This is a genomic window from Pseudomonas agarici (assembly GCF_900109755.1).
GTDB classification, from domain to species: domain Bacteria; phylum Pseudomonadota; class Gammaproteobacteria; order Pseudomonadales; family Pseudomonadaceae; genus Aquipseudomonas; species Aquipseudomonas agarici.
In genome coordinates this window covers 33,045-53,092 of sequence record NZ_FOAR01000022.1, presented here as the reverse complement: position 1 = coordinate 53,092, position 20,048 = coordinate 33,045, and the positions used below count along the sequence as shown (strand labels likewise).

The window sequence follows — 20,048 nt, the reverse complement described above, 5'->3', positions numbered from 1 at the left end:
CGCATCCCCCATTAAACTGCAGAAAACCATCAGTCACCGGCATCGCCCGCCAGCGGCAAAGCGTCGACCAAGCAGGGCCTAGAGCCTTCCGTGATATCAAAACGACACGACTGCCCACAACCGGCATTACTAAATATTTTCCGATGTCATCAGACAGAAATAATTCAGGCATTAAATCGCTATCAGTCTGACTTATAAACCCTTTCACTCACCCCTGTACATCGAGGTATTGCCGTGATTTTGCTGACAAAAAAACGCCTGTCGGTCCTGCTGGCTTCTCTCTGCCTAAGCGGCGTTGCTCATGCCACCGATGTCACCGGTGCCGGCTCCAGTTTCGTCTTTCCGGTGTTGTCCAAGTGGTCCCAGGACTACGGCAAGACTTCCAGCAACCGCATCAACTACCAGTCCATCGGTTCCGGCGGCGGGATCGCCCAGATCAAGGCGGCAACCGTGGACTTCGGTGCTTCCGACGCGCCATTGTCGGCTGACGAACTCAAGGCCGGCGGTTTGGGCCAGTTCCCCAGCGTGATCGGCGGGATCGTGCCGGTAATGAACCTCGAAGGCGTCACCGCCGGCCAGTTGAAGCTCGATGGCGAAACTCTGGCGAAGATCTTCCTGGGCACCGTCAGCGCTTGGAACGATCCGGCTATCGCAGCCCTCAACCCCGACCTGAAGCTGCCTGATGCGAAGATCACCGTCGTCCACCGTTCCGACGGTTCGGGGACCTCGTACAACTTCACCAACTACCTGAACAAAGCCAGCGAGGACTGGAAGTCGAAGATCGGTTTCGGCACCACCGTGCCTTGGCCGGTCGGCGTGGGCGGCAAGGGTAACGAAGGTGTTTCGGCCTACGTGAAGCAGATCAAGAACTCGATCGGTTACGTCGAATACGCCTACGCCCTGCAGAACAAAATGACCCATGCGCAGTTGAAGAACGCCTCCGGTAAGTTCGTCCAGCCTAGCGCCAAGGCCTTCCAGGCCGCTGCCGATACGGCTGACTGGGCCGGTGCCAAGGACTTCAACCTGATCATGACCAACGCGCCGGGCGACGCCGCATGGCCGATCACCGCAACCACCTGGATCATCATGTACAAGCAACCGAAGAACGCCGAGCAGAGTTCGGCGGCCTTCAACTTCTTCAAGTGGTCCCTGGAAAACGGCCAGCAACAAGCCGCCTCGCTGGACTACGTTGCCTTGCCTGATTCGCTGGTCCAGCGCATCGAAGGTTACTGGAAGTCCGACTTCAGCCATTGATCCGGCCCGCCTGAAACACCCCGTCATCTGGCCGTCAGCGGCCCGGTGACGGGACTTGAGCAGAGTAATAATGAACGACACCACACAATCCTTGGCCCTGTCCACCTACAGCAGCGATTCGGCCAGCGATGGTCGGGCCGCCCGCGACCAGCGCCACGACCTGTGGTTCAAGCGAACCCTGTTCGGCGCCGCCATGCTGGTGTTGGTCCTCCTGGCAAGCATCGCGGCCTCTACCCTGTGGGGTGGCAGCCTCGCCTTCAAGACCTTTGGTCTCGACTTCCTGACCAGCACCGAATGGGATGCGGTCAATAACCATTTTGGCGCGCTGGTGCCGATCTACGGCACCCTCGTGACCTCCTTCATGGCCTTGCTGATCGCGGTTCCCGTGAGTTTCGGCATCGCCATCTTCCTCACCGAAGTCGCGCCGCCCTGGCTGCGTGCGCCTGTCGCCTCCGCCGTCGAGCTGCTGGCCGGGATTCCCTCGATCATCTACGGCATGTGGGGCCTGTTCGTGTTCGGCCCGTTCATGGCCGACCACTTGTCGCCATGGATCAACGACTACCTCGGCGCCTTGCCGGGTATCGGGCCGCTGTTCCAGGGGCCGCCCCTGGGCATCGGTATGCTGACCGCCGGCATCGTCCTGGCCATCATGATCCTGCCCTTCATCACCTCGGTGATGCATGAGGTGTTTCGCAGCGTTCCCACCACTCTCAAGGAGTCCGCCTACGCATTGGGTAGCACCACCTGGGAGGTGGTCTGGGACATTGTCCTACCCTACACCCGCTCCGCGGTGGTCGGCGGCGTGTTCCTCGGCCTCGGTCGGGCCCTGGGCGAAACCATGGCGGTGACCTTCGTACTGGGCAATGCCCAGCAGTTCTCCGCCTCGTTGCTGATGCCGAGCAGCTCCATCGCTTCGATCATCGCCAACGAATTCAGCGAAGCCTATACCGACTTGCATCGGTCGGCGTTGATCGCCCTGGGCTTCTTGCTGTTTATCGTCACCTTTATCGTCCTGGCATTGGCACGACTGATGCTCATGCGACTCTCACGCAAGGAAGGTTTATGACGGGCAATGAACGTCTTTACCGGGCCCGCGCCTTCAAGAACCGCCTGGCGATGGTCCTGAGCTGTGCTGCCACGTTGTTTGGCCTGACCTGGCTGGTGTGGATTCTGCTGACCACCGTGATCAACGGCTTCCAGGCCCTCAACCTGCGACTCTTCACGGCGATGACACCACCACCTGGCAGCGAAGGCGGCCTGGCGAATGCCTTCTACGGCAGCGCCCTGATGTCGGCGATCGCCCTGCTGATCGGCACTCCGATCGGCTTGATGGCGGGGGTCTGGCTGGCTGAATTCGCCCGGCACTCGCGTCTGGGTAGCATTGTGCGGTTCATCAACGACATCCTGCTCTCGGCACCGTCGATTGTGCTCGGCCTGTTCGTCTACACCGCCGTGATCCTACCGCTCAATCTGCTGACCAATCATCAGGTTGGCTTCTCTGCCATTGCCGGAGCCCTGACCCTGGCGTTGCTGGTGATTCCGGTGGTCGTGCGGACCACCGACGAAATGCTCCAGTTGCAGCACTCGACCATGCGCGAGGCGGCCCTGGCCCTGGGCGTACCGCAGTGGAAAATGACCTTGCAGATTGTCTTGCGCGCGGCCAAGGCCGGCGTCGTCACCGGGGTGCTGCTGGCTCTGGCACGCATCACCGGCGAAACCGCGCCACTGCTGTTTACCGCCTTCGGCAACCAATTCTGGAGCAGCAACCTGCTCAAGCCGATTGCCAGCGTGCCAGTAGTGATCTTCCAGTACGCCATGAGCCCATTCGAGGACTGGCATGCCCTGGCCTGGGCCGGCGCCCTGGTACTGACACTGTTTGTACTGCTGCTCAGTTTGCTGTCCCGATTGATCCTTTTGCGCAATAGGCTGACCTGATGAAGACTCGTGACCTTGCCAGCGAGAACACCAAGATCCGTGTTCGTGGCCTGGAATTTTTCTACAACAACCAGCGGTCGCTGAAGTCCATCGACATGGATATCCCGGAGAAACGCATCACGGCGATCATCGGACCTTCCGGCTGCGGCAAATCGACCCTGCTCCGGGTGTTCAATCGTATCTACGCGATGTACTTGAAGCAGGAAGCCCGCGGCGAAGTGCTACTCAACGGCGAGAACATCCTCGCCCCCGGCTATTCGATGAACCGCCTGCGCAGCCATGTCGGCATGGTGTTTCAAAAGCCCGTACCGTTTCCGATGTCGATCTACGAAAACATCGCCTACGCGGTGCGCCACCACGAAAAGCTGTCGCGCCAGGAGATGGATGAACGGGTCGAGCAGGCCTTGCACGGCGCGGCGCTGTGGAGCGAAGTCAAGGACAAACTCAAGCAGAGCGCACAAGGCCTCTCCGGTGGTCAGCAACAACGCCTGTGCATCGCCCGCACCATCGCTCTGCGCCCGCAGGTGCTGCTACTGGACGAACCGACCTCGGCCCTCGACCCGATTTCCACCGGGCGCATCGAGCAATTGATCACCGAACTGAAAGAGCAATACACCGTGATCATCGTCACCCATAACATGCAGCAGGCAGCCCGGGTATCGGACTACACCGCGTTCATGTTCATGGGAGAGCTGATCGAGCACGACGAAACCGATGCGATCTTCACCCACCCGAAAATGAAACAGACCGAAGACTACATCACCGGCCGGTTCGGCTGACCGAAGGACTAGGCGAGACAACGGCTACTAACGCTCAGGCCACGGACGGCAACGCTATTTCTTGGGCAGATTTTGCCAGTCGACACTGACACCAAAGGTCTTTCGTCGAATAAAGAGCCCTTTACCCGCGGCAACCTGTGTCGTGGCGTCACCATTTTTCAAGTTTAAAAAATCGCTATTATCCGGAACCTTTTTGAGAAAGTAATCTTCCACTGCTATGCGAGCAGGGTCGGTGCGTTTTTTATACCGATCAATCACACACCATGAAAGCAGCGGATAATCATTACAATTCAAATCCCTCAAGTGAGCGTTGAGATTGCTCGGCGCCCTGAAATCTTTTTTTTCTGCCTTGAACGCAATCGTCGTCGCATTGGGTGGATCCCCGTCCCGGTCAAACAGATATTCCCATAAGTAACGCCTGTAGGCCCCGGTCCCGAGATCGCTAAAAACACTTGTTGTCGTTTGCTCCAGATTTTCTTGTGCCGCGTGATTCAACAACCCACCCACGCTTATCCATCTCTTGACATCTCTATAGACATCTCCTGCATTACGTAATGGCAAGCCATTTCCGATTATGTACCACTGTATTCTATGGGAATACTCGCCATGGGCAGGCCCCGCGCCAAGGTCCTTGAAAGGACGACCGTCTGCCAGTTGCTGGTTGAAAAGCGATCCGGGAATACCGTGCATGATATCGGCGGGGCGGCGGTCGCCCAAACCAAAATAGTGGTCCACATCAAACCCGCTCTTTTCCTCCCACCGCCCCAAAGCCTCGGTCAGAAGTTTTGAAAAAAGCTCCTTGGCCACCGGTAGATATCCACTCATTTGAGGAGAGTTCAAATTGACGCCAAATCGATTATTGCGCGCCCCCGCCAAAGTCTTCAGCAAGTCATGCAGCGTATCCAGGCTTAATGAATTACCAATGCGCTGGAGTTTCCCCCGCATCTCCGCTATCCGGTGAATCAAGATGGCCGACATTTCAGCATCGAGCTTCTTTAATTGCTCCCTGCAGTTATCTACAGACGACAAGTGCGCACCTATTTGACAATAGGCATCGAAATATTTACTACCCACGCATGCCGGGGAAAAATAACGCCTCAAGTCTCGTTCGACGTCCGCTGCAGACTGACTCATGAGCAAACCTCCGATTCGCTTCGCTCAAAGCGTAGTACATCTTCGCCAAAAACAAGATGGCTGATAGTGCCGGTATTTTCGCAAGTGCCAAAAGGCTGCTTTAATGAGTGCCTCGATCCACTCGAAAGGTAGCGCACCGATGGAACGTCTCACGGCGAAAGACTTTGCCCCTGAACTGCTCGAACTCTATGACTACTACGTCCATGGCAAGATCAATCGCCGGGAATTTCTCGACCGAGCGGCAAAATTCACCCTCGGCAGCATGGCGGCCGCCAGCGTGCTGGCGGCGCTGAGCCCGAACTACGCGCTGGCCGAACAAGTGTCGTTTACCGATCCGGATATCGTCGCCGAATACATCACCTACCCGTCGCCCAAAGGCCATCAACAGGTCCGCGCCTATAGAGTCCGGCCGGCCAAAGCCACGAGCCAGGTACCGGCGGTAGTGGTGGTGCATGAGAATCGCGGACTCAACCCGTATATAGAAGACGTCGCCCGGCGTCTCGCCAAGGCCGGTTTCGTCGCCTTGGCTCCCGATGGCCTGTCATCGGTCGGCGGCTATCCTGGCAACGATGAGCAAGGTGTAGCCCTGCAGAAAACCGTCGATCCGGAGAAACTCATGAACGACTTCTTCGCCGCCATCGAATGGTTGATGAGCCATGGCGCGACCACCGGAAAAGTCGGGATCACTGGGTTCTGCTACGGCGGCGGAGTGGTCAATGCGGCGGCCGTGGCCTACCCCGAACTGAGTGCGGCGGTGCCTTTCTACGGTCGCCAGCCCAAGGCCGAGGACGTGCCCCGGATCAAGGCGCCATTGCTGCTGCACTACGCCGAGCTGGACAAAGGCATCACCGATGGCTGGCCGGCCTACGAACAGGCGCTCAAGGCAGCCGACAAGACCTATGAGGCGCATATCTACCAGGGGGTCAATCATGGCTTTCACAACGACTCGACCCCCCGCTACGACGAGGCAGCGGCCAAGCTGGCGTGGGACCGTACAGTGGCATGGTTTCGCCGCTACCTGGTTTGACGTTTCGGCTGTTGAGTCCGCGTTCGCCTGATCAGGGAGCGGTTCAATATAAACGCCGGGGTTATTTCGCCTTGTCATCCTGAGGTTTGTAGAACAGGAATTTGTCGGTCTCGGCGGTCTTGATGTACTGCTTGACCCAGTTCGGGGTGACGCTCCGGTCATGGAAGTACAGCGCGCCGTGGGTGCGGTCCTTGAGTTGCTGGTTGAGAGCCTTGCGCGCGATTTCCTTGGCGATGGTGTAACGTCCCTCCTCCTGCACCTCATCCGAGCGTCCGTCGCACCACCAGGAAAACTGGCAGACGCGCTGCTCGGAACCTTGTTTGACCACCTCGCAGATCGTCCGGGGAAACCCTTCATGTCCCAGGCGGTTCAACACCACGCTGGTCACTGCTTCCATATCGGCCGGCCCGCCGCCCTTGGCTTCCCAGTAGATGGTCCGCGACAGGCAGGTAATGGTATCGGCTACCGCCGCGTCGCCCGCCGGATCTACCGCCTGTGCCTCGACCTTGGTCAGCGTAGGTGCCTGGGGTTGCGCCGCCGGGCTCTCCTTTTTTGCGGCTTTGTGCTCCAGGGCCTGCGCCTTGTCGATGGCAACTTCCGGTTTCGGCTCAGGGTCGCCCGCGATGACCGTCACCGTGGCAAGAGCAGTCACCAGACAACTGGCTATCCAGGCAAGGCGCATGGTCCGGCCCTGTTAAATGACCCCAGCCCAAAAGAGTATCGCCGCGCCGCCTCCGGGCAGATTATCCGAGGCTCGCCATCCTATTTGACCTCGGCACGGGCAAATCATTCCCCCTATTCGCGTGGCTGGGCCTGATACTGAGCACCTCCGCCCTGGCCAGCGAAGAAACGCAATTTGCCTTCGCTTTGAACAGCATATCTGCAAAGTATCGACTATTACTTTTCAGAATATTTTTATTATGGAAAACCACCTGCTAGCATCTACTCCACAACAACAAAGAAGCGCTGCATTGCGAAGGTTTGCCAGACTTATGCCCACTCGCCTCACTACCCTGCTACGTGTCCTGGTGCCTGCTGTCGCCATCGCCAGTGCCTTGATGGCCAGTGGGTGTGCGTCCTCGCAGACTGCACGGCCCGATCGCTCGCAGCAAAGCATCCAGATCGGCCCCCAGGGCGCCAGTTATCCGTTCGTGGTCTTTGCCAATCACGACCTGCGGGCACCCGACGCCGGGATCGAACAGGCGGTGGTGATTCTCCACGGGGTCAAGCGCAACGCCGATACCTACTTCGCCACCGGCCGTAAATTGCTCAAGCAGGCGCAGTTGCAGAACCCGCAGACGTTGCTGATAGCACCCAATTTCCTCACCGAAGCCGATCACCGCGCCAGCAATGAGCTGCCGCTGTGGCGCAAGGACAACTGGATGCAGGGCGAACCTTCGGGATTTGGTCTCGGCGGGGTCACATCGTTCCAGGCGCTGGACGACGTGGTGCGCTACCTGGCCGATCGCGAACGCTTCCCGGCTCTCAAACGTATTACCTTGATCGGTCATTCCGCCGGTGCCCAGTTGATGCAGCGTTATGCCGTGCTCAACCCCCTGGACGAAAGCCTGCGCCAGTCGGGTATTGCCATCCGCTACGTGATCTCCAGCCCGTCGACCTACGTTTATTTCGACGCCAACCGGCCTCAAGCCGAGGGATTCGCCCCGGTCGTCACGATCATGTGCCCCAGCTTCAATCGCTATCGCTACGGGATCGATGCCGCACCCGCCTACCTACAGGTGCAGAACCTGAGTGCCGAGCAATTGTTCCGCCGCTACGCGGGGCGCGATGTCACCTACCTGGTGGGCTCGAAAGACAATGACCCGGCCAACCGGATCCTCGACAAATCCTGTGGCGCCCGCATGCAGGGCGCAAGCCGGGTCGAGCGCCAGATCAATTACCTGGCCTACGAACGCTTTCTCGGTCAGACCTGGAACATCGCCGTACACCATCCGCAGTTCCAGGTGCCCGGCATCGGTCACAGCGCCAACGGCCTGTACACCTCGCCCCTGACCGCCGAGCGATTATTTCCGGCGCGCTAGGGAACGGACGGCAGGGCCGCCGCGTTCCCCTGAACATCCCGTTAGCCCTCAAAACAATTAAAAAATCCGGGAACCACCCCATCATGAAATGGATACGTGCTTCTGCCGCTGCCCAGCCGGTCGGTCGTGGTCGTCATTTGACGCTGCTGGCTGCCACCTTGTTCACGCTTCATGCCCAGGGCGAGACGTTGCCCTCCTCCGGCACTCTATTCGATGCCAACCGCTCACAGCTAAGCCCTTCCGAGCGCGTACCCGCACCGGCCCGCCAGCGGGTACAGATCGATGCACCGGTCACGGAACAGAATCGCCCTGCGGCCGCAACCTCGACCCTGAAGGTCAAGGTCAGTCATTTCACCCTGAGCGGCAACCAGGCATTGAGCGACGCGCAGTTGCAGGCGCGATTGAAGCCCTTCCTGAACCGGGAACTGGACCTCGACGGCCTGCGCGATGCCGCTGCCAGCATCACGGCGTTGTATCGCGAAAACGGCTACCTGGTGGCCCGCGCCTACCTGCCGCCGCAGAATATCCAGGCCGGCAACGTCGCCCTTGCCGTGCGCGAGGGGGTAATCGGCCGGGTCCGCGCCGAAGCGGCACCCGATGTACGCCTGAGCGCCGGCATGCAGCAGCGCTTTATCGATGACCTGGTGCCCGGCACGGTGATCCGCGAAGCCGACCTGGAACGGGTGCTGTTGCGCCTATCCGATATCGCCGGGGTCTCGGTCCGCGCAGTCCTCACTCCGTCCGCCCAACCGGGGGCCGCCGACATCGTGCTCAAGATCACCGAGATGACGGCCTGGACCAGCCGCGCCAGCATCGACAACTACGGCAACTACTACACCGGTTCCAAACGCATTTCGACCAATGTCAGCCTCAACGACGCCCTGGGTCTGGGCGAAAGCCTGTTCCTCAATACCCAGAACTCCCTGGAGGGCCTGAACATCCGCAGTATCGGCTACCTGCAACCACTGGGTGCCAGCGGTGTCTCCCTCGGGCTCAACCACGCCACGCTGGACTATGAGATCGGCAAGGAACTCAAGGACGCCCAGGCCAGCGGCTCGGCGGACATCGATACGGTCTACCTGACCAGTTCATTACTGCGCAGCCGCAACAACAATATCAACCTATCCCTGGCGCAAGAGTGGCGGCGCTTCGAAGATCGCACCGCAGCGACCAAGGTCAGAAAATCGGCCAACTTCCATAGCATCGGCCTCTACGGCGACTGGCGCGACGACTGGTTGGGCAGCAACCTGTGGAGCCTGCGCTATGGGCGCGGCAGCTTGAACAAGGACACCGCCGCCGATGCCGCCCTCGACCGGGTCACCGCCCGTGCCGACGGCAGCTACACCAAGGCCAATGCGTCCTTCAGCCGCTTGCAACAACTGGGCAACGGCTTCTCCCTGCTCGGCTCGATCACCGGCCAATATGCCGACAAGAACCTCGACGCGTCCGAGAAGCTCAGTCTCGGTGGCCCCGATGGCGTGCGCGCCTATCCGATGGGTGAAGCCGCCGGTGACGAAGGCGTACTCGGCAGGCTGGAACTGCGCAAATACCTGGGCCGCTTCGTCGACTCCCAGGTCGAAGCGGCGCTGTTCGCCGACGCCGGTCGGGTCACGGTGAACAAGCACCCTTGGGACAACAGCGAAAATCAGCTCAGCCGGTATGGCTATGGCGTGGGCCTGAATGTCTATCACAAGGATCTGGTGATGAACGCCAGTCTGGCGTTTTCTCCCGGCGCCACGCCGACCGCCGATCCCCACGAGGCGCGGCGTTTCTGGTTGTCGATTTCCGGTTCGCCCCAGGCCTTCGTCGGCCTGGCCAGCGATATCGGCGGCAAGGGCGAGGATTTCGAAGAGCCTAGCACCGACTTTACCCTCTACGGTTCCATCGGCATCGTTCCCGAATACGTTGACCGTCATGGCGCCAGCCCGGCGGGCGTAGCCAACCAGAGCAAACTGGCCACCCCCAACGGCCGCAATATGGCCAGTTTTTGGCGGGTGCGCGACAACGTGTCCTATATTGGCGCGCACAGCGGGATTCCCCTGGCCTACGACTGGAACTTTCTCTGGCAACTGGAATATGGCCTGTCGCTGAACTATGCCGATCACAGCGACCCATCCGTGCCGGACGACACCTCGTCCAACGACGAATTGCGCAACACCGGGGTGGCCCTGGCTAACCCGGATCGCGGGACGTTCCTGTATGGCATCTGGGATATGCCGATGAAGGAAAGCATGACCGGCCTCGATCCCTTCCATGGTCGAACCAGCGCCGCCCACTACAACATCATCGGCTCACCTGGCTTCAGCACCAGCATCACCCGCAATAAAGGCCCGGTGGGCACCGCCTCGGAGGCGAACAACGACGACGCGGCGTTCAACCGCCGCCAATCCGGGGTATTCGCCTACTGGACACCCCAATGGCATGGCCTGCAAATGAAGTTGGCGTACTCCAACAACGGTCTCAAAGCCGCGCCGGACGTCAACGAAGGCTATATCTACGGCGGCAGCCTGACTTATGAGCACGAAGGTTTCACCGCCATCGCCGCGTATGAAAAGCACGTCAATTACTTCGGCGTCGCCAACCTTGGACGCAACGCTCGCGGGGTGGGCAGCAACACCCACGTGACAGCCGGTACGTCGTCCGAAGATTTCAGCGTGCGCTACGGCCTGGCCTACGATTTCGGGGCGACCAAGCTCTCGCTGATCGCCGATGACCTGTCCTATTCCGAAGACGGCGTGGTCAACACCAGCAACACCTCCACCGATCTGTCGCGCTATCGCCGCCGGGCCTGGATGGTCGGACTGAGCCACAATGTGAACAAGCAACTGCAGTTGCGCGCCACCTACTCCAAGGCTCTGCCTGGGGAGTGCACGATGATTTCCGGGAACAACCGCGAGTGCTCCACCGACGGTATGGGCGCGACTCAATACGCCTTTGGCGTCTCCTACAAGCTGAACAAGCAGACCGAGCTGTTCAGCCAGTACGTGCTGCTGCAGAACCGGTCGCTGGCCAACTATAACTTCGCGATCTCCGGAGTCTATGCGGCCACCGGTTATTCCCCAGGTGCCGGGACCACGATCAGTGCCTTGGGCACCGGCATCAACTATTCATTCTGAGGAGGCGACCATGAAGACGCACAAGACCCCAGGAATGGCCCGCCCGGCGCTCAGCCCGCTGAGTTGGGCGATTTTCGCCGCTGTCTACAGCCTGGTGCCTCTATCAGCCTGGGCGCTGGACCCCAATGCGCTACCGAGCAACGGTCACATCACCGCTGGCAGTGGCAGCATCAACAGCAGCGGCAACGTACTTAACGTCAACCAGACCAGCGATCGCCTGTCCGCCACCTGGGACACCTTCAATATCGGCAGTGCCGCCCAGGTCAACTTCAATCAACCGGGGGCTTCCTCGGTGGCTTTGAACCGGGTGATGTCCAGCGACGCCTCGCAGATCTTCGGCAAACTCAACGCCAACGGCCAGGTATTCCTGATCAACCCGTCCGGCGTGTTGTTCGGCGCCGGCTCGGCAGTCAATGTCGGTGGGCTGGTGGCCAGTACCCTGAATCTGTCCGACGCCAACTTCATGGCCGGCAAGAACCTTTTCGAGGGTAACGGCAGCAGCGGCACGGTGATCAACCAGGGCCAGATCCAGGCCACCGACGGCGGCTACGTCGCCCTGCTCGGCGCCCAGGTACGCAACGAAGGCACGGTGGTCGCCCGGCTCGGCTCGGTGATGCTCGGTGCCGGGGAAACCGTCACCCTGGACCTCAACGGCGACGGCTTGATCAACATGGCGGTGGACAACCCGGCGCTCAATGCCAGCGTGGTCAACAGCGGCCTATTGCAGGCCAATGGTGGCCGCGTAATGCTCTCGGCTCGGGCCAGCGACTCGATGCTCAACGAGGTGGTGAACAACAGCGGCGTCATCGAAGCCACCAGCCTGCAACAGCGCAACGGCGTCATCCGCCTCGACGGCGGCGACAACGGGGCCGTGGTCAACAGCGGCCGCCTCGACGCATCCGGGCGCAACGCGGGGGAAAGCGGCGGCGACGTGACCTTGACCGGCCAATATGTCGGCCTGTTCGACGGCACCCGCATCGACGCATCGGGCGCCAGCGGCGGCGGCAAGGTGCTGGTCGGCGGTGACTTCCAGGGTACCGGGCCGTTGCACCAGGCCGACGCCACCTACATGGATAGCAATGCCAGTATTCATGCCGACGCCCTGAGCAGCGGTAACGGCGGCAAGGTGATCCTCTGGTCGAAGGACAGCACCCGCTTCTACGGCAATATCAGCGTCACCGGTGCCGGCCAGAGTGGCAAAGGCGGCCTGGCGGAAACCTCGGGGCATGCGCTGGATGCCTTTGGCGTAGTCAACCTCAGCGCCGCCTCGGGGATCGGCGGGACCTGGCTGATCGACCCGTACAATATCAATATCACCAGCAGCGCCAGCTCCGGTGCCACCAGCAGCAACCCTTTCACCTCCAGTGGCTCGTCCAGTTCCAACCTGAGTTCGGCGACCCTCAACGCGTCGCTCTCCGAAGGCGCCAACATTCTGGTCTACACCACGTCGGTGGGCGGTACCTCTGGCGATATCAACGTGTTGGACAACGTCAAGGCCGGCGGCAACGCGAGTCTGACGCTCCAGGCTCACCGCAATATCGTGATGAACAACACCAGCATCAGCAACGCCAGCGGCAAGACATTGAACGTCTCACTGCTGTCCAACTTCAACAACAGCGGCAACGGCTCGGTGCAACTGAGCAATGCCAGCATCCGCACCAACGGCGGCAACCTGACCATCAGCGGCGCCGCATCGCCCACCGGGTCCTTTGCCAGTACCAATGTCAGCACCGGCTTCGGCGTCTCGCTGAACAACAGCCAGTTGCTCACCAGCGGCGGCGACATCCTGATTCGCGCCGCCACCTCTTCCTCCCTGGCCAGCGGCTCCTCCGCCACAGCCATGCAGATTGGCGGCGCCAGCCTGCTGGACGCCGGCGGCGGCAGCATCGCCATCGTCGCCAACCAGGCCAGCAGCAGCGGCACCGGTGACGCCTTCGTACTCACCGGCGGCAGCCAGATCGTCACCAGCGGTACCGGTTCGATTCGTATCGACAGCAGCAACCTGGGTAGCGGCAACGGTACGCGGATCTTCAGCACCAGCAACACCATTGCCGCCACCGGCTCGGGCAACGTCACCCTTAACGGCAACGCGACTTCCGGTCAGGGCGTGCTGATCTGCTCGACGGCCGCCGGCTCCACCCAAAGTGTCCGCGTGGGCAGCGGCGCGTTGACAATCAATGGCCGCGGCACCAGCGGACGCGGGGTCAACCTGTCGGCTTCCGGCACGGGCGTGGTCAATCTCCAGGCCACGGCAGGCGGCAAGCTGCTGGTCAGCGGCGACAGCGGCGGCTCCTATGGCACGATCCTCAACGCCACGGGTGTCAGCTCCTCGATCAACCTGCTGAGCGACGGCGATATCAGCGTATCGGGCAACCTCTCGGGCGGCAGCACGCCCGCGTTGGGCCTGGTCAGCGCCGGCAGCGGCAGTGCGCTGGCGCCGGGCTCGCAGATCAACATTGCCAGCAGCGCCGGCAACGTCACGCTGACCGCCAACAACAGCCTGATCAACAACAGTAGCGGCTCGTTCCGGGCGATTTTCTTCGACGCCAGCGGCGCCTATGGGACGATCAACGTCAGCACCCAAAGCGGTCGGCTGACCGTGGACGGCACCAGCGCTTCGGGGCGTGGTATCGATATTGCGCCATCGGGCAACCATGCCAGCGTCAACCTCTCGACCACCACCGGCGACCTGCTGCTCAGCGGCAACAGTACCAACAGCTTCGGCGGCTACGGGATACTCTTCAACTCGACCGGCGGTTCCCAGGGTGTGAGCGTCTCGACCACCAGCGGCAACATCACCCTGCGCGGCGACTCGGTCGGCACCTCCGACGCCATTGCGCTAGGCGGCAGCGGGGTCGCCTCGACCAACAGCATCACCTCGCAGACCGGCAATATCAGCGTGCTCGGCAACTTCCATTCGCCCAACAGCGGCGAACTGGACCACGGTATCGCGATCCTCGGTGTGACCAACATCATCCAGACCCACGGCGACGGCGATATCACCCTCGAGGGCCGCGCCGCCGACGAGGGCAATGGCATCGACTTCTATGGCGGTGGCCGGGCGCTGGTCAGTGTCGACGACGGCCAACTGACCGTGCGCGGCAGCAGCGGCTACGCCGACGGCATCGGCATGGCCACGGGGATCAACCAGATTCAGGCGACCGGCAGCGGTTCGGTGGCGCTGATCGGGACCTCCACCTACGGTAACGGCATCAGCTTCTACCCCTCCGGCAGTGCCAGTTCGGCCACCTTGTCGACCGGCAGCGGCGACTTGACCCTGACCGGTACCAGCGGCGCGGGTGGCGGGTCCGGGATTTTGATTCGCGCCGCCTCGGCAGGGCCGGATAACGGTGTGAGCCTGTTGTCGGACAGCGGTAACGTGCGCCTCAACGGACGTAGCGAGGGCAGCGGCTCCGGTATCGCCTTCGTCGGCAACAGCGATACCGCCTACACCTCGATGCAGACCGGTGGTAGCGGTCAATTGAGCCTCGACGGCTACAGTGCCGACGGTTACGCCTTGAGCTTCGACGGCGGCAATCACAACTTGCAGGGCGGCGGCGGCGGTGTGCTGGTCAATACCGACTCGCCCACCGAGCGCTTTATCAGCCATACCGACGATATCACCCACTTTGCTGCCAGCGGCCCCGTGGTGTTTCGCCAGGGCGGCACGATCAACCACCTGTTGACCGACCCGACGACCGCCCAGGCCAGCGACGCCGTACAAAGAAGCATGAGCGATGGCTCCTGGGTCAGCCCGCTCCAGGACCGCAGTCGCCTGACGCTCCTCGATGGCCTGCGCGACCGGCCGCGTATCGACCTGGCTCGGTTCGAGCCGACTCCTGTTTCCAACCTATTCGATAACCGTGTAGAGAGACCTCGCGACCATGAATAACCTTAAGCCGACCCGCCCTGCTTTTCGCCTCAGCCGGCTGGCCCTCGGATCGTTGTTACTGCTGGCAACGAGCGCGGCGAATGCCGCCGACCCCAAGGTAGCCCACGACTACTTCTATTTCCTGGGGGAAATGAACAAAGCCTCGACCGTGATGGTGATCGACAACAAGATTGTCCCTGCGGACCTGGGCAAGAAGATCGTCGCCGCCGTCGACCAGGTCATCAATGACGGCAATCGACCCGGCGCCGAGCGGCCAGCCGACTACCTGAAGTACGAACCGCTGATCCTGGCCATCGCCGGCCCCGACGGTTCGCGCATGCACTCCGGGCGCAGCCGCCAGGATATCCTGTCCACCACCCGCCGCCTGATGCAGCGCGAGCGTGTGCTGAGCCTGCTCGACGCGATGAACAAGTCCAAGGCAGTGCTGCTCAAGCTCGCCGAGCAGAACCGCGATACCCTGATTCCGGCTTATACCAATGGTGTTCAGGCCCAGCCGACCACCTACGCCCACTACCTGTTGGCCTTCAGCGCGGTGTTCGACCGCGATGCCGAGCGCTTGCGCCAGGCCTACGCCCGCCTCAACCTCAGCCCGCTGGGCGCAGGCGCTCTGGGCACCTCGAGTTTCCCCGTGGATCGTAAGCAACTGGCCGAGCTGTTGGGCTTCGACGGTCCCGTGGAAAACTCCTATGACGCCGCGCAACTGGGCGCCCTGGACACCGGCATGGAACTGACCGGTATCTGCAGCAACGCCGCGACCACCCTCGGCCTGCTGGTGCAGGACATGCACACCCAGTACCACCAGCCCTATCCGTGGATCATGATCACCGAGGGTCGCCTGACCGGCACCAGCAGTATCATGCCGCAGAAGCGCAACCCCTACGGCCTGAACCTGTTGCGTCTACAGGCCAGCGATGTGGTGGGCGGTGCCATGACCTATCAGTTCGAGGCGCACAACGTCACTCCAGGTATGCCGGACTACAAGCGCGACCAGGTGGAAAAGACCCTGGACCTGACAGCTAGCTCGTTCCAGATGCTTGCCGACCTGCTGAGCAACCTGCAAATCGACAAGGCACGGGCCCTCCAGGAGATCGATGCCGACTACTCCACCACCACGGAGCTGGCGGACGTGCTGCAACGCGACTCCAACGTACCGTTCCGCGTCGGCCACCACTTCGCCTCGGACCTGGTGACTTATGGGCGCTCCAACAAGATGAAACCGGCTGATATTCCCTTCGCCGAGGTACAGCAGATCTACGGCAAAGCGCTGAAAGCCTTCGATATGCAGAATGGGCAATTCCCACTGACCCAGGAGCAGTTCCGCAAATCCTTGACCGCGCAGAACATGATCGAGTCGAGCAAGGGCCTCGGCGGTCCGCAGCGTGCGGAAGTGGATCGGATGCTGGCGGCGCAACAGGCGAGCTTGAGCAGCAACGAAAACTGGGTCAAGGAGCAGAACCAGAAACTGGCCACGGCTTCGGCTAATCTTGACAAGGAGTTCCTGGCGCGCGGACGTTAAAAAGGTATCGAGGGCACGGTGGGGTCAAGGGATCACGCTTGAATCCATCGATGTCCTCGCCCAGGCTTTCCGATTCAGTGATGCGCGGACTGTGTGCATCTCTGAACCGTGAGGCGGGTTTAGCCACGAAAGGTCGGGGACAGAAACCACGCCCCCCCGAGACTGCATCATTCCCTACCACAGGCCTACCCAATGCCCGAAGACAACTACTCGCTGGAGCACTTCGAGTTCCTCTGCTACTCGCGCAACCACGAAGCCGCCGCGCGTGAACTGGTACGCCTGCTGCTGTTGATCGACCGCCATTACGGCAAGCTGTCCACTACCTTTTCCCTGGCGGTATCACCGGCCCTGCCCCCCGCAGAGCTGGAGGCCCATGCCCTGACCCGCCTGACCAGCGCCATTTCGGCGCTGTTCTCCGACCCCGGCTTTCGCATCAGCCCGGATGGCTTCGGACAACTGATCCATTTCCAGCGCTGGCTGTCGTCGCTGTTCGCCGCCAGCGCCTTCGTCAATGCCGATCACCTCCTGCAATCGTTGAATAACCTGGGGCCGCAGGCCGAAGGATTCCAGGTCAACGGCACCGACCTGGTGAAGTTCTGCGTGCTCTACTCGGCGGAATCGGAGGTGCCCCTGGATGTCGAACTGCTCTGGCGGCAAAACCGCGATATCGCCGCGGCACTGTTCATGGCGTTGTTGTCACCCCGGCTGATCGGCACCCAGGCCGCTCATTCCAAGCGCGAGGCGCTGCTGGCCTGGCTGCCCCGGCGACTGGAGGAAATCGACAGCCTGGACACCCTGCCGGTGGGTATCCTGCACGATGCCTACATGCATTGCAGCTACGCCGACCTGCCGCAACGCCATGACATCAAGGCCTCGATCAATCGCCTGGTGGAACGCAAGCTTGTCGCGGCCCATATCCTCGATCTGCCGACCGCTACCCCGCGTCCCGTCACTTCGGGCAAGCCGGTGATGCTGGTGCTACTCGAATGGTTTTCCGCCGGGCACTCGATCTACCGCACCCATTCCAGGACCCTGGAAGCGGCCCGCGCGGACTTCCAATTGGTCGCCATCGGCTACCAGGCCAATGTCGACGATCCGGGTCGCGAGATTTTCGACTCGTTTATCGCCTTCGATGAACCCGACGATCTCTATGCCTGCCTGCGCCAGCTCAGGAGCGTCGCTCAGGAATGGGCGCCACAGGTGTTCTACATGCCCAGCGTCGGCATGTTCCCGATCACCCTGTTCGCCAGCAATCTGCGCCTGGCGCCATTGCAAGTCGCCGCCCTCGGACATCCGGCCACCACCCGCTCGCGGCATATCGATTACATCAGCGTCGAAGAAGACTTTATCGGCGATCCGGCCTGCTTCAGCGAACGGCTGTTACGCTTGCCCGCCGACGGCCAGCCGTATCGCCCATCGGCCCACGCGGTGCCACTGCCCAAACGTCAACGCCAGGACTCGCCACTGGTGCACATCGCCATCGCGGCCACCACCATGAAACTCAATCCGCGCTTTCTCCTGGCCTGCCAAAAGATCGTCGAGCTCATGCCGCAACTGCATGGCCGCGAAGTGCGCCTGCACTTCCTGATCGGCCAGGCCCAGGGGTTGCTCTATCCACAGGTGGTCCGGTTGATTCAGCGCTATGTGCCGCAGGCAGTGGTGTATGCCCATCAACCGTACCAGGACTACCTGGCGATTTTTAACCAGTGCGATCTGTTCCTCAGTCCCCTGCCCTTCGGCAATACCAACGGCATCATCGATGCCCTGACCGTGGGCTTGCCCGGCGTTTGCAAGACCGGACCGGAAGTGTTCGAGCATATCGACGAAGGGCTGTTTCGCAGGGTCGGCCTACCGGACTGGACCATCACTCACACACTTGAGGAGTACGTCCGCGCAGCCTGCCGTCTGGCCGGCAACTTTGCCGAGCGCGAGGCGCTCTATCGCCAACTGGAGCGTCCCGAAGCGCTGCAGCGCCTGTTCAGCGGTCGCCCGCAGGCCCTCAGTCAGGCGCTATTGGCCCTGCTGAAAACGGCGCCTTGAGTTCACGCCGCATGACCTCGCGGTCGAGGGCGTTATCCCAGCGGGCAATGGCCACGCAAGCCACGCAGTTACCGATGGCATTGGTCAGCGAGCGGCACTTCATCAACCGCTCGACGCCCAACAGCAAAACCATCCCTTCGGTGGGCATGAACGGTAGCGCACTGAGGGTCGCGGCCAGGGCGACAAAGGCCGAGCCAGTCACACCAGTGGCCCCCTTAGACGTCAATGAGGCCACCAGTACCAGCATCACCAATTGCCCGAGGCTCAGCGGTATCTCCTGGACCTGGGCGAGAAAAATCACCGCCACCGCCAGGTACAGGTTGGTGCCGTTGAGGTTGAACGAATACCCCGCCGGCAACACCAGCCGCACCACTGCGGGCGAACACCCCAAGCGCTCCATCCTGGCGATCAGGCCCGGCAGCGCGGCAATCGAGGAAGTGGTGAACAGCACCAGTGCCAGTTCGTCCTTCACATACAGCAGCAGACGCCACAGACTGACGCCCGCGAGCTGGCTGACCAGCGCCAGGACCAGCAGGATAAAGGCCGCGCTGGCCAGGTACAGGGTTGCGACGAATTTGAGCAACGGTACCATCGAGCCAATCCCGTACTTGCCGATGGTGAAGGCGATGGCTCCGAACGCCGCCAGGGGCGCCAGCTTGAGCACAAGGTTCATCAAACTGAACAACAACTCAAGCAACAGCTCGATCATCTGCCGTATCGGCGCGCCGCGCTCGCCGCTCCAGGCCAGGGCGACGCCGAACAGCAGGGCGAGCAACAGCACCTGTTGGATATCACCCTCGACGAATGCGCCGAAAAAACTGCTCGGGATCGTCTCCAGCATGGCCTCGGAGAACTGCCACTGTTGCCATTGGGCGAAAAAATACTCGCTCGACGACGTCAAGCTCGACAGTTCCTCCAGAGCAAAACCCGGCTCCAGATCGTTGCCGGGATGCAGCAGCAGGGCCGCCACAACGCCCACCAACAACGACAATAACGTCATCAGCGCGAAATACAGCAAGGCCTTGCCGCCGATCTTGGCTGCCTGCGTCTGACTGCGCATGCCGGCGATACCCGAGACCACCAACGCGAACACCAGCAGGCTGATGGGCATGCCGATCAATCGGACAAAACCGTCACTGAGGGGTTTCATTTCCACCGCCAGCGCCGGATGCCAGCGTCCGAGGACGATGCCACAGGCGACCGCGATCAGAATCTGTACCACCCCTCGCTTGAAGAACCCCAACCTCATCCGCTGCACCGTCGCTTGTCGACCCTCGCCCATGGTACTGGCATCTTGGCTCACACTCACGCCT

The 20,048-nt window shown here is 61.3% G+C and carries 13 protein-coding genes; 10 read left to right on the top strand and 3 right to left on the bottom strand.

The window, feature by feature from the left end:
* Window positions 1-237: 237 nt before the first annotated feature.
* The 4 genes from pstS (at window position 238) to pstB (ending at window position 3,968) form a co-directional block, all read left to right on the top strand.
* Window positions 238-1,254, top strand: coding sequence for a phosphate ABC transporter substrate-binding protein PstS (gene pstS, locus BMX68_RS18785; RefSeq protein ID WP_026013170.1), 1,017 nt, complete (start codon window positions 238-240; stop codon window positions 1,252-1,254).
* A 70-nt stretch (window positions 1,255-1,324) separates the two neighbouring features.
* Window positions 1,325-2,320: a phosphate ABC transporter permease subunit PstC gene (gene pstC / locus BMX68_RS18780; protein WP_017131902.1), complete on the top strand. Its 996-nt coding sequence runs from the start codon at window positions 1,325-1,327 to the stop codon at window positions 2,318-2,320.
* Complete coding sequence (pstA, locus tag BMX68_RS18775) at window positions 2,317-3,189, top strand: phosphate ABC transporter permease PstA (protein ID WP_017131903.1); 873 nt, start codon at window positions 2,317-2,319, stop codon at window positions 3,187-3,189. The genes pstC and pstA overlap by 4 nt, the downstream gene beginning before the upstream one ends.
* On the top strand, window positions 3,189-3,968 hold the full coding sequence (gene pstB / locus BMX68_RS18770) for a phosphate ABC transporter ATP-binding protein PstB (RefSeq protein ID WP_017131904.1): 780 nt from the start codon (window positions 3,189-3,191) through the stop codon (window positions 3,966-3,968). The genes pstA and pstB overlap by 1 nt, the downstream gene beginning before the upstream one ends.
* Window positions 3,969-4,022: 54 nt before the next feature.
* Here the strand turns inward: pstB and BMX68_RS18765 are convergent, their stop codons facing one another.
* Window positions 4,023-5,102 (bottom strand): LirA/MavJ family T4SS effector, encoded by a 1,080-nt coding sequence (locus tag BMX68_RS18765; protein ID WP_017131905.1) that lies wholly within the window; start codon window positions 5,100-5,102, stop codon window positions 4,023-4,025.
* A 139-nt stretch (window positions 5,103-5,241) separates the two neighbouring features.
* On the opposite strand from BMX68_RS18765, the gene yghX reads away from it, so the two are divergent.
* On the top strand, window positions 5,242-6,129 hold the full coding sequence (gene yghX / locus BMX68_RS18760; protein WP_074862482.1) for a YghX family hydrolase: 888 nt from the start codon (window positions 5,242-5,244) through the stop codon (window positions 6,127-6,129).
* A 61-nt stretch (window positions 6,130-6,190) separates the two neighbouring features.
* Here the strand turns inward: yghX and BMX68_RS18755 are convergent, their stop codons facing one another.
* On the bottom strand, window positions 6,191-6,811 hold the full coding sequence (locus tag BMX68_RS18755) for a cell wall hydrolase (protein WP_074862479.1): 621 nt from the start codon (window positions 6,809-6,811) through the stop codon (window positions 6,191-6,193).
* A 310-nt stretch (window positions 6,812-7,121) separates the two neighbouring features.
* On the opposite strand from BMX68_RS18755, the gene BMX68_RS18750 reads away from it, so the two are divergent.
* The 5 genes from BMX68_RS18750 to BMX68_RS18730 all read left to right on the top strand — a co-directional run bounded on the left by BMX68_RS18750 (window position 7,122) and on the right by BMX68_RS18730 (window position 18,735).
* On the top strand, window positions 7,122-8,171 hold the full coding sequence (locus tag BMX68_RS18750) for an alpha/beta fold hydrolase (RefSeq protein WP_017131907.1): 1,050 nt from the start codon (window positions 7,122-7,124) through the stop codon (window positions 8,169-8,171).
* A gap of 83 nt (window positions 8,172-8,254) precedes the next feature.
* On the top strand, window positions 8,255-11,287 hold the full coding sequence (locus tag BMX68_RS18745; RefSeq protein WP_017131908.1) for a ShlB/FhaC/HecB family hemolysin secretion/activation protein: 3,033 nt from the start codon (window positions 8,255-8,257) through the stop codon (window positions 11,285-11,287).
* Window positions 11,288-11,297: 10 nt separating this feature from the next.
* Entirely contained in the window at window positions 11,298-15,179 is a 3,882-nt protein-coding gene (locus tag BMX68_RS18740; protein WP_074862475.1) for a beta strand repeat-containing protein, read from the top strand.
* A complete protein-coding gene (locus BMX68_RS18735; RefSeq protein WP_017131910.1) occupies window positions 15,172-16,695 on the top strand; it encodes an argininosuccinate lyase in 1,524 nt (507 codons plus the stop codon). The genes BMX68_RS18740 and BMX68_RS18735 overlap by 8 nt, the downstream gene beginning before the upstream one ends.
* A gap of 192 nt (window positions 16,696-16,887) precedes the next feature.
* The gene (locus tag BMX68_RS18730; RefSeq protein ID WP_017131911.1) at window positions 16,888-18,735 is read left to right on the top strand and encodes a hypothetical protein; all 1,848 of its coding nucleotides are present in this window, start codon (window positions 16,888-16,890) and stop codon (window positions 18,733-18,735) included.
* Here the strand turns inward: BMX68_RS18730 and BMX68_RS18725 are convergent.
* The gene (locus BMX68_RS18725; RefSeq protein ID WP_244159619.1) at window positions 18,695-20,044 is read right to left on the bottom strand and encodes a cation:dicarboxylate symporter family transporter; all 1,350 of its coding nucleotides are present in this window, start codon (window positions 20,042-20,044) and stop codon (window positions 18,695-18,697) included. The genes BMX68_RS18730 and BMX68_RS18725 overlap by 41 nt on opposite strands.
* Window positions 20,045-20,048: the final 4 nt, after the last annotated feature.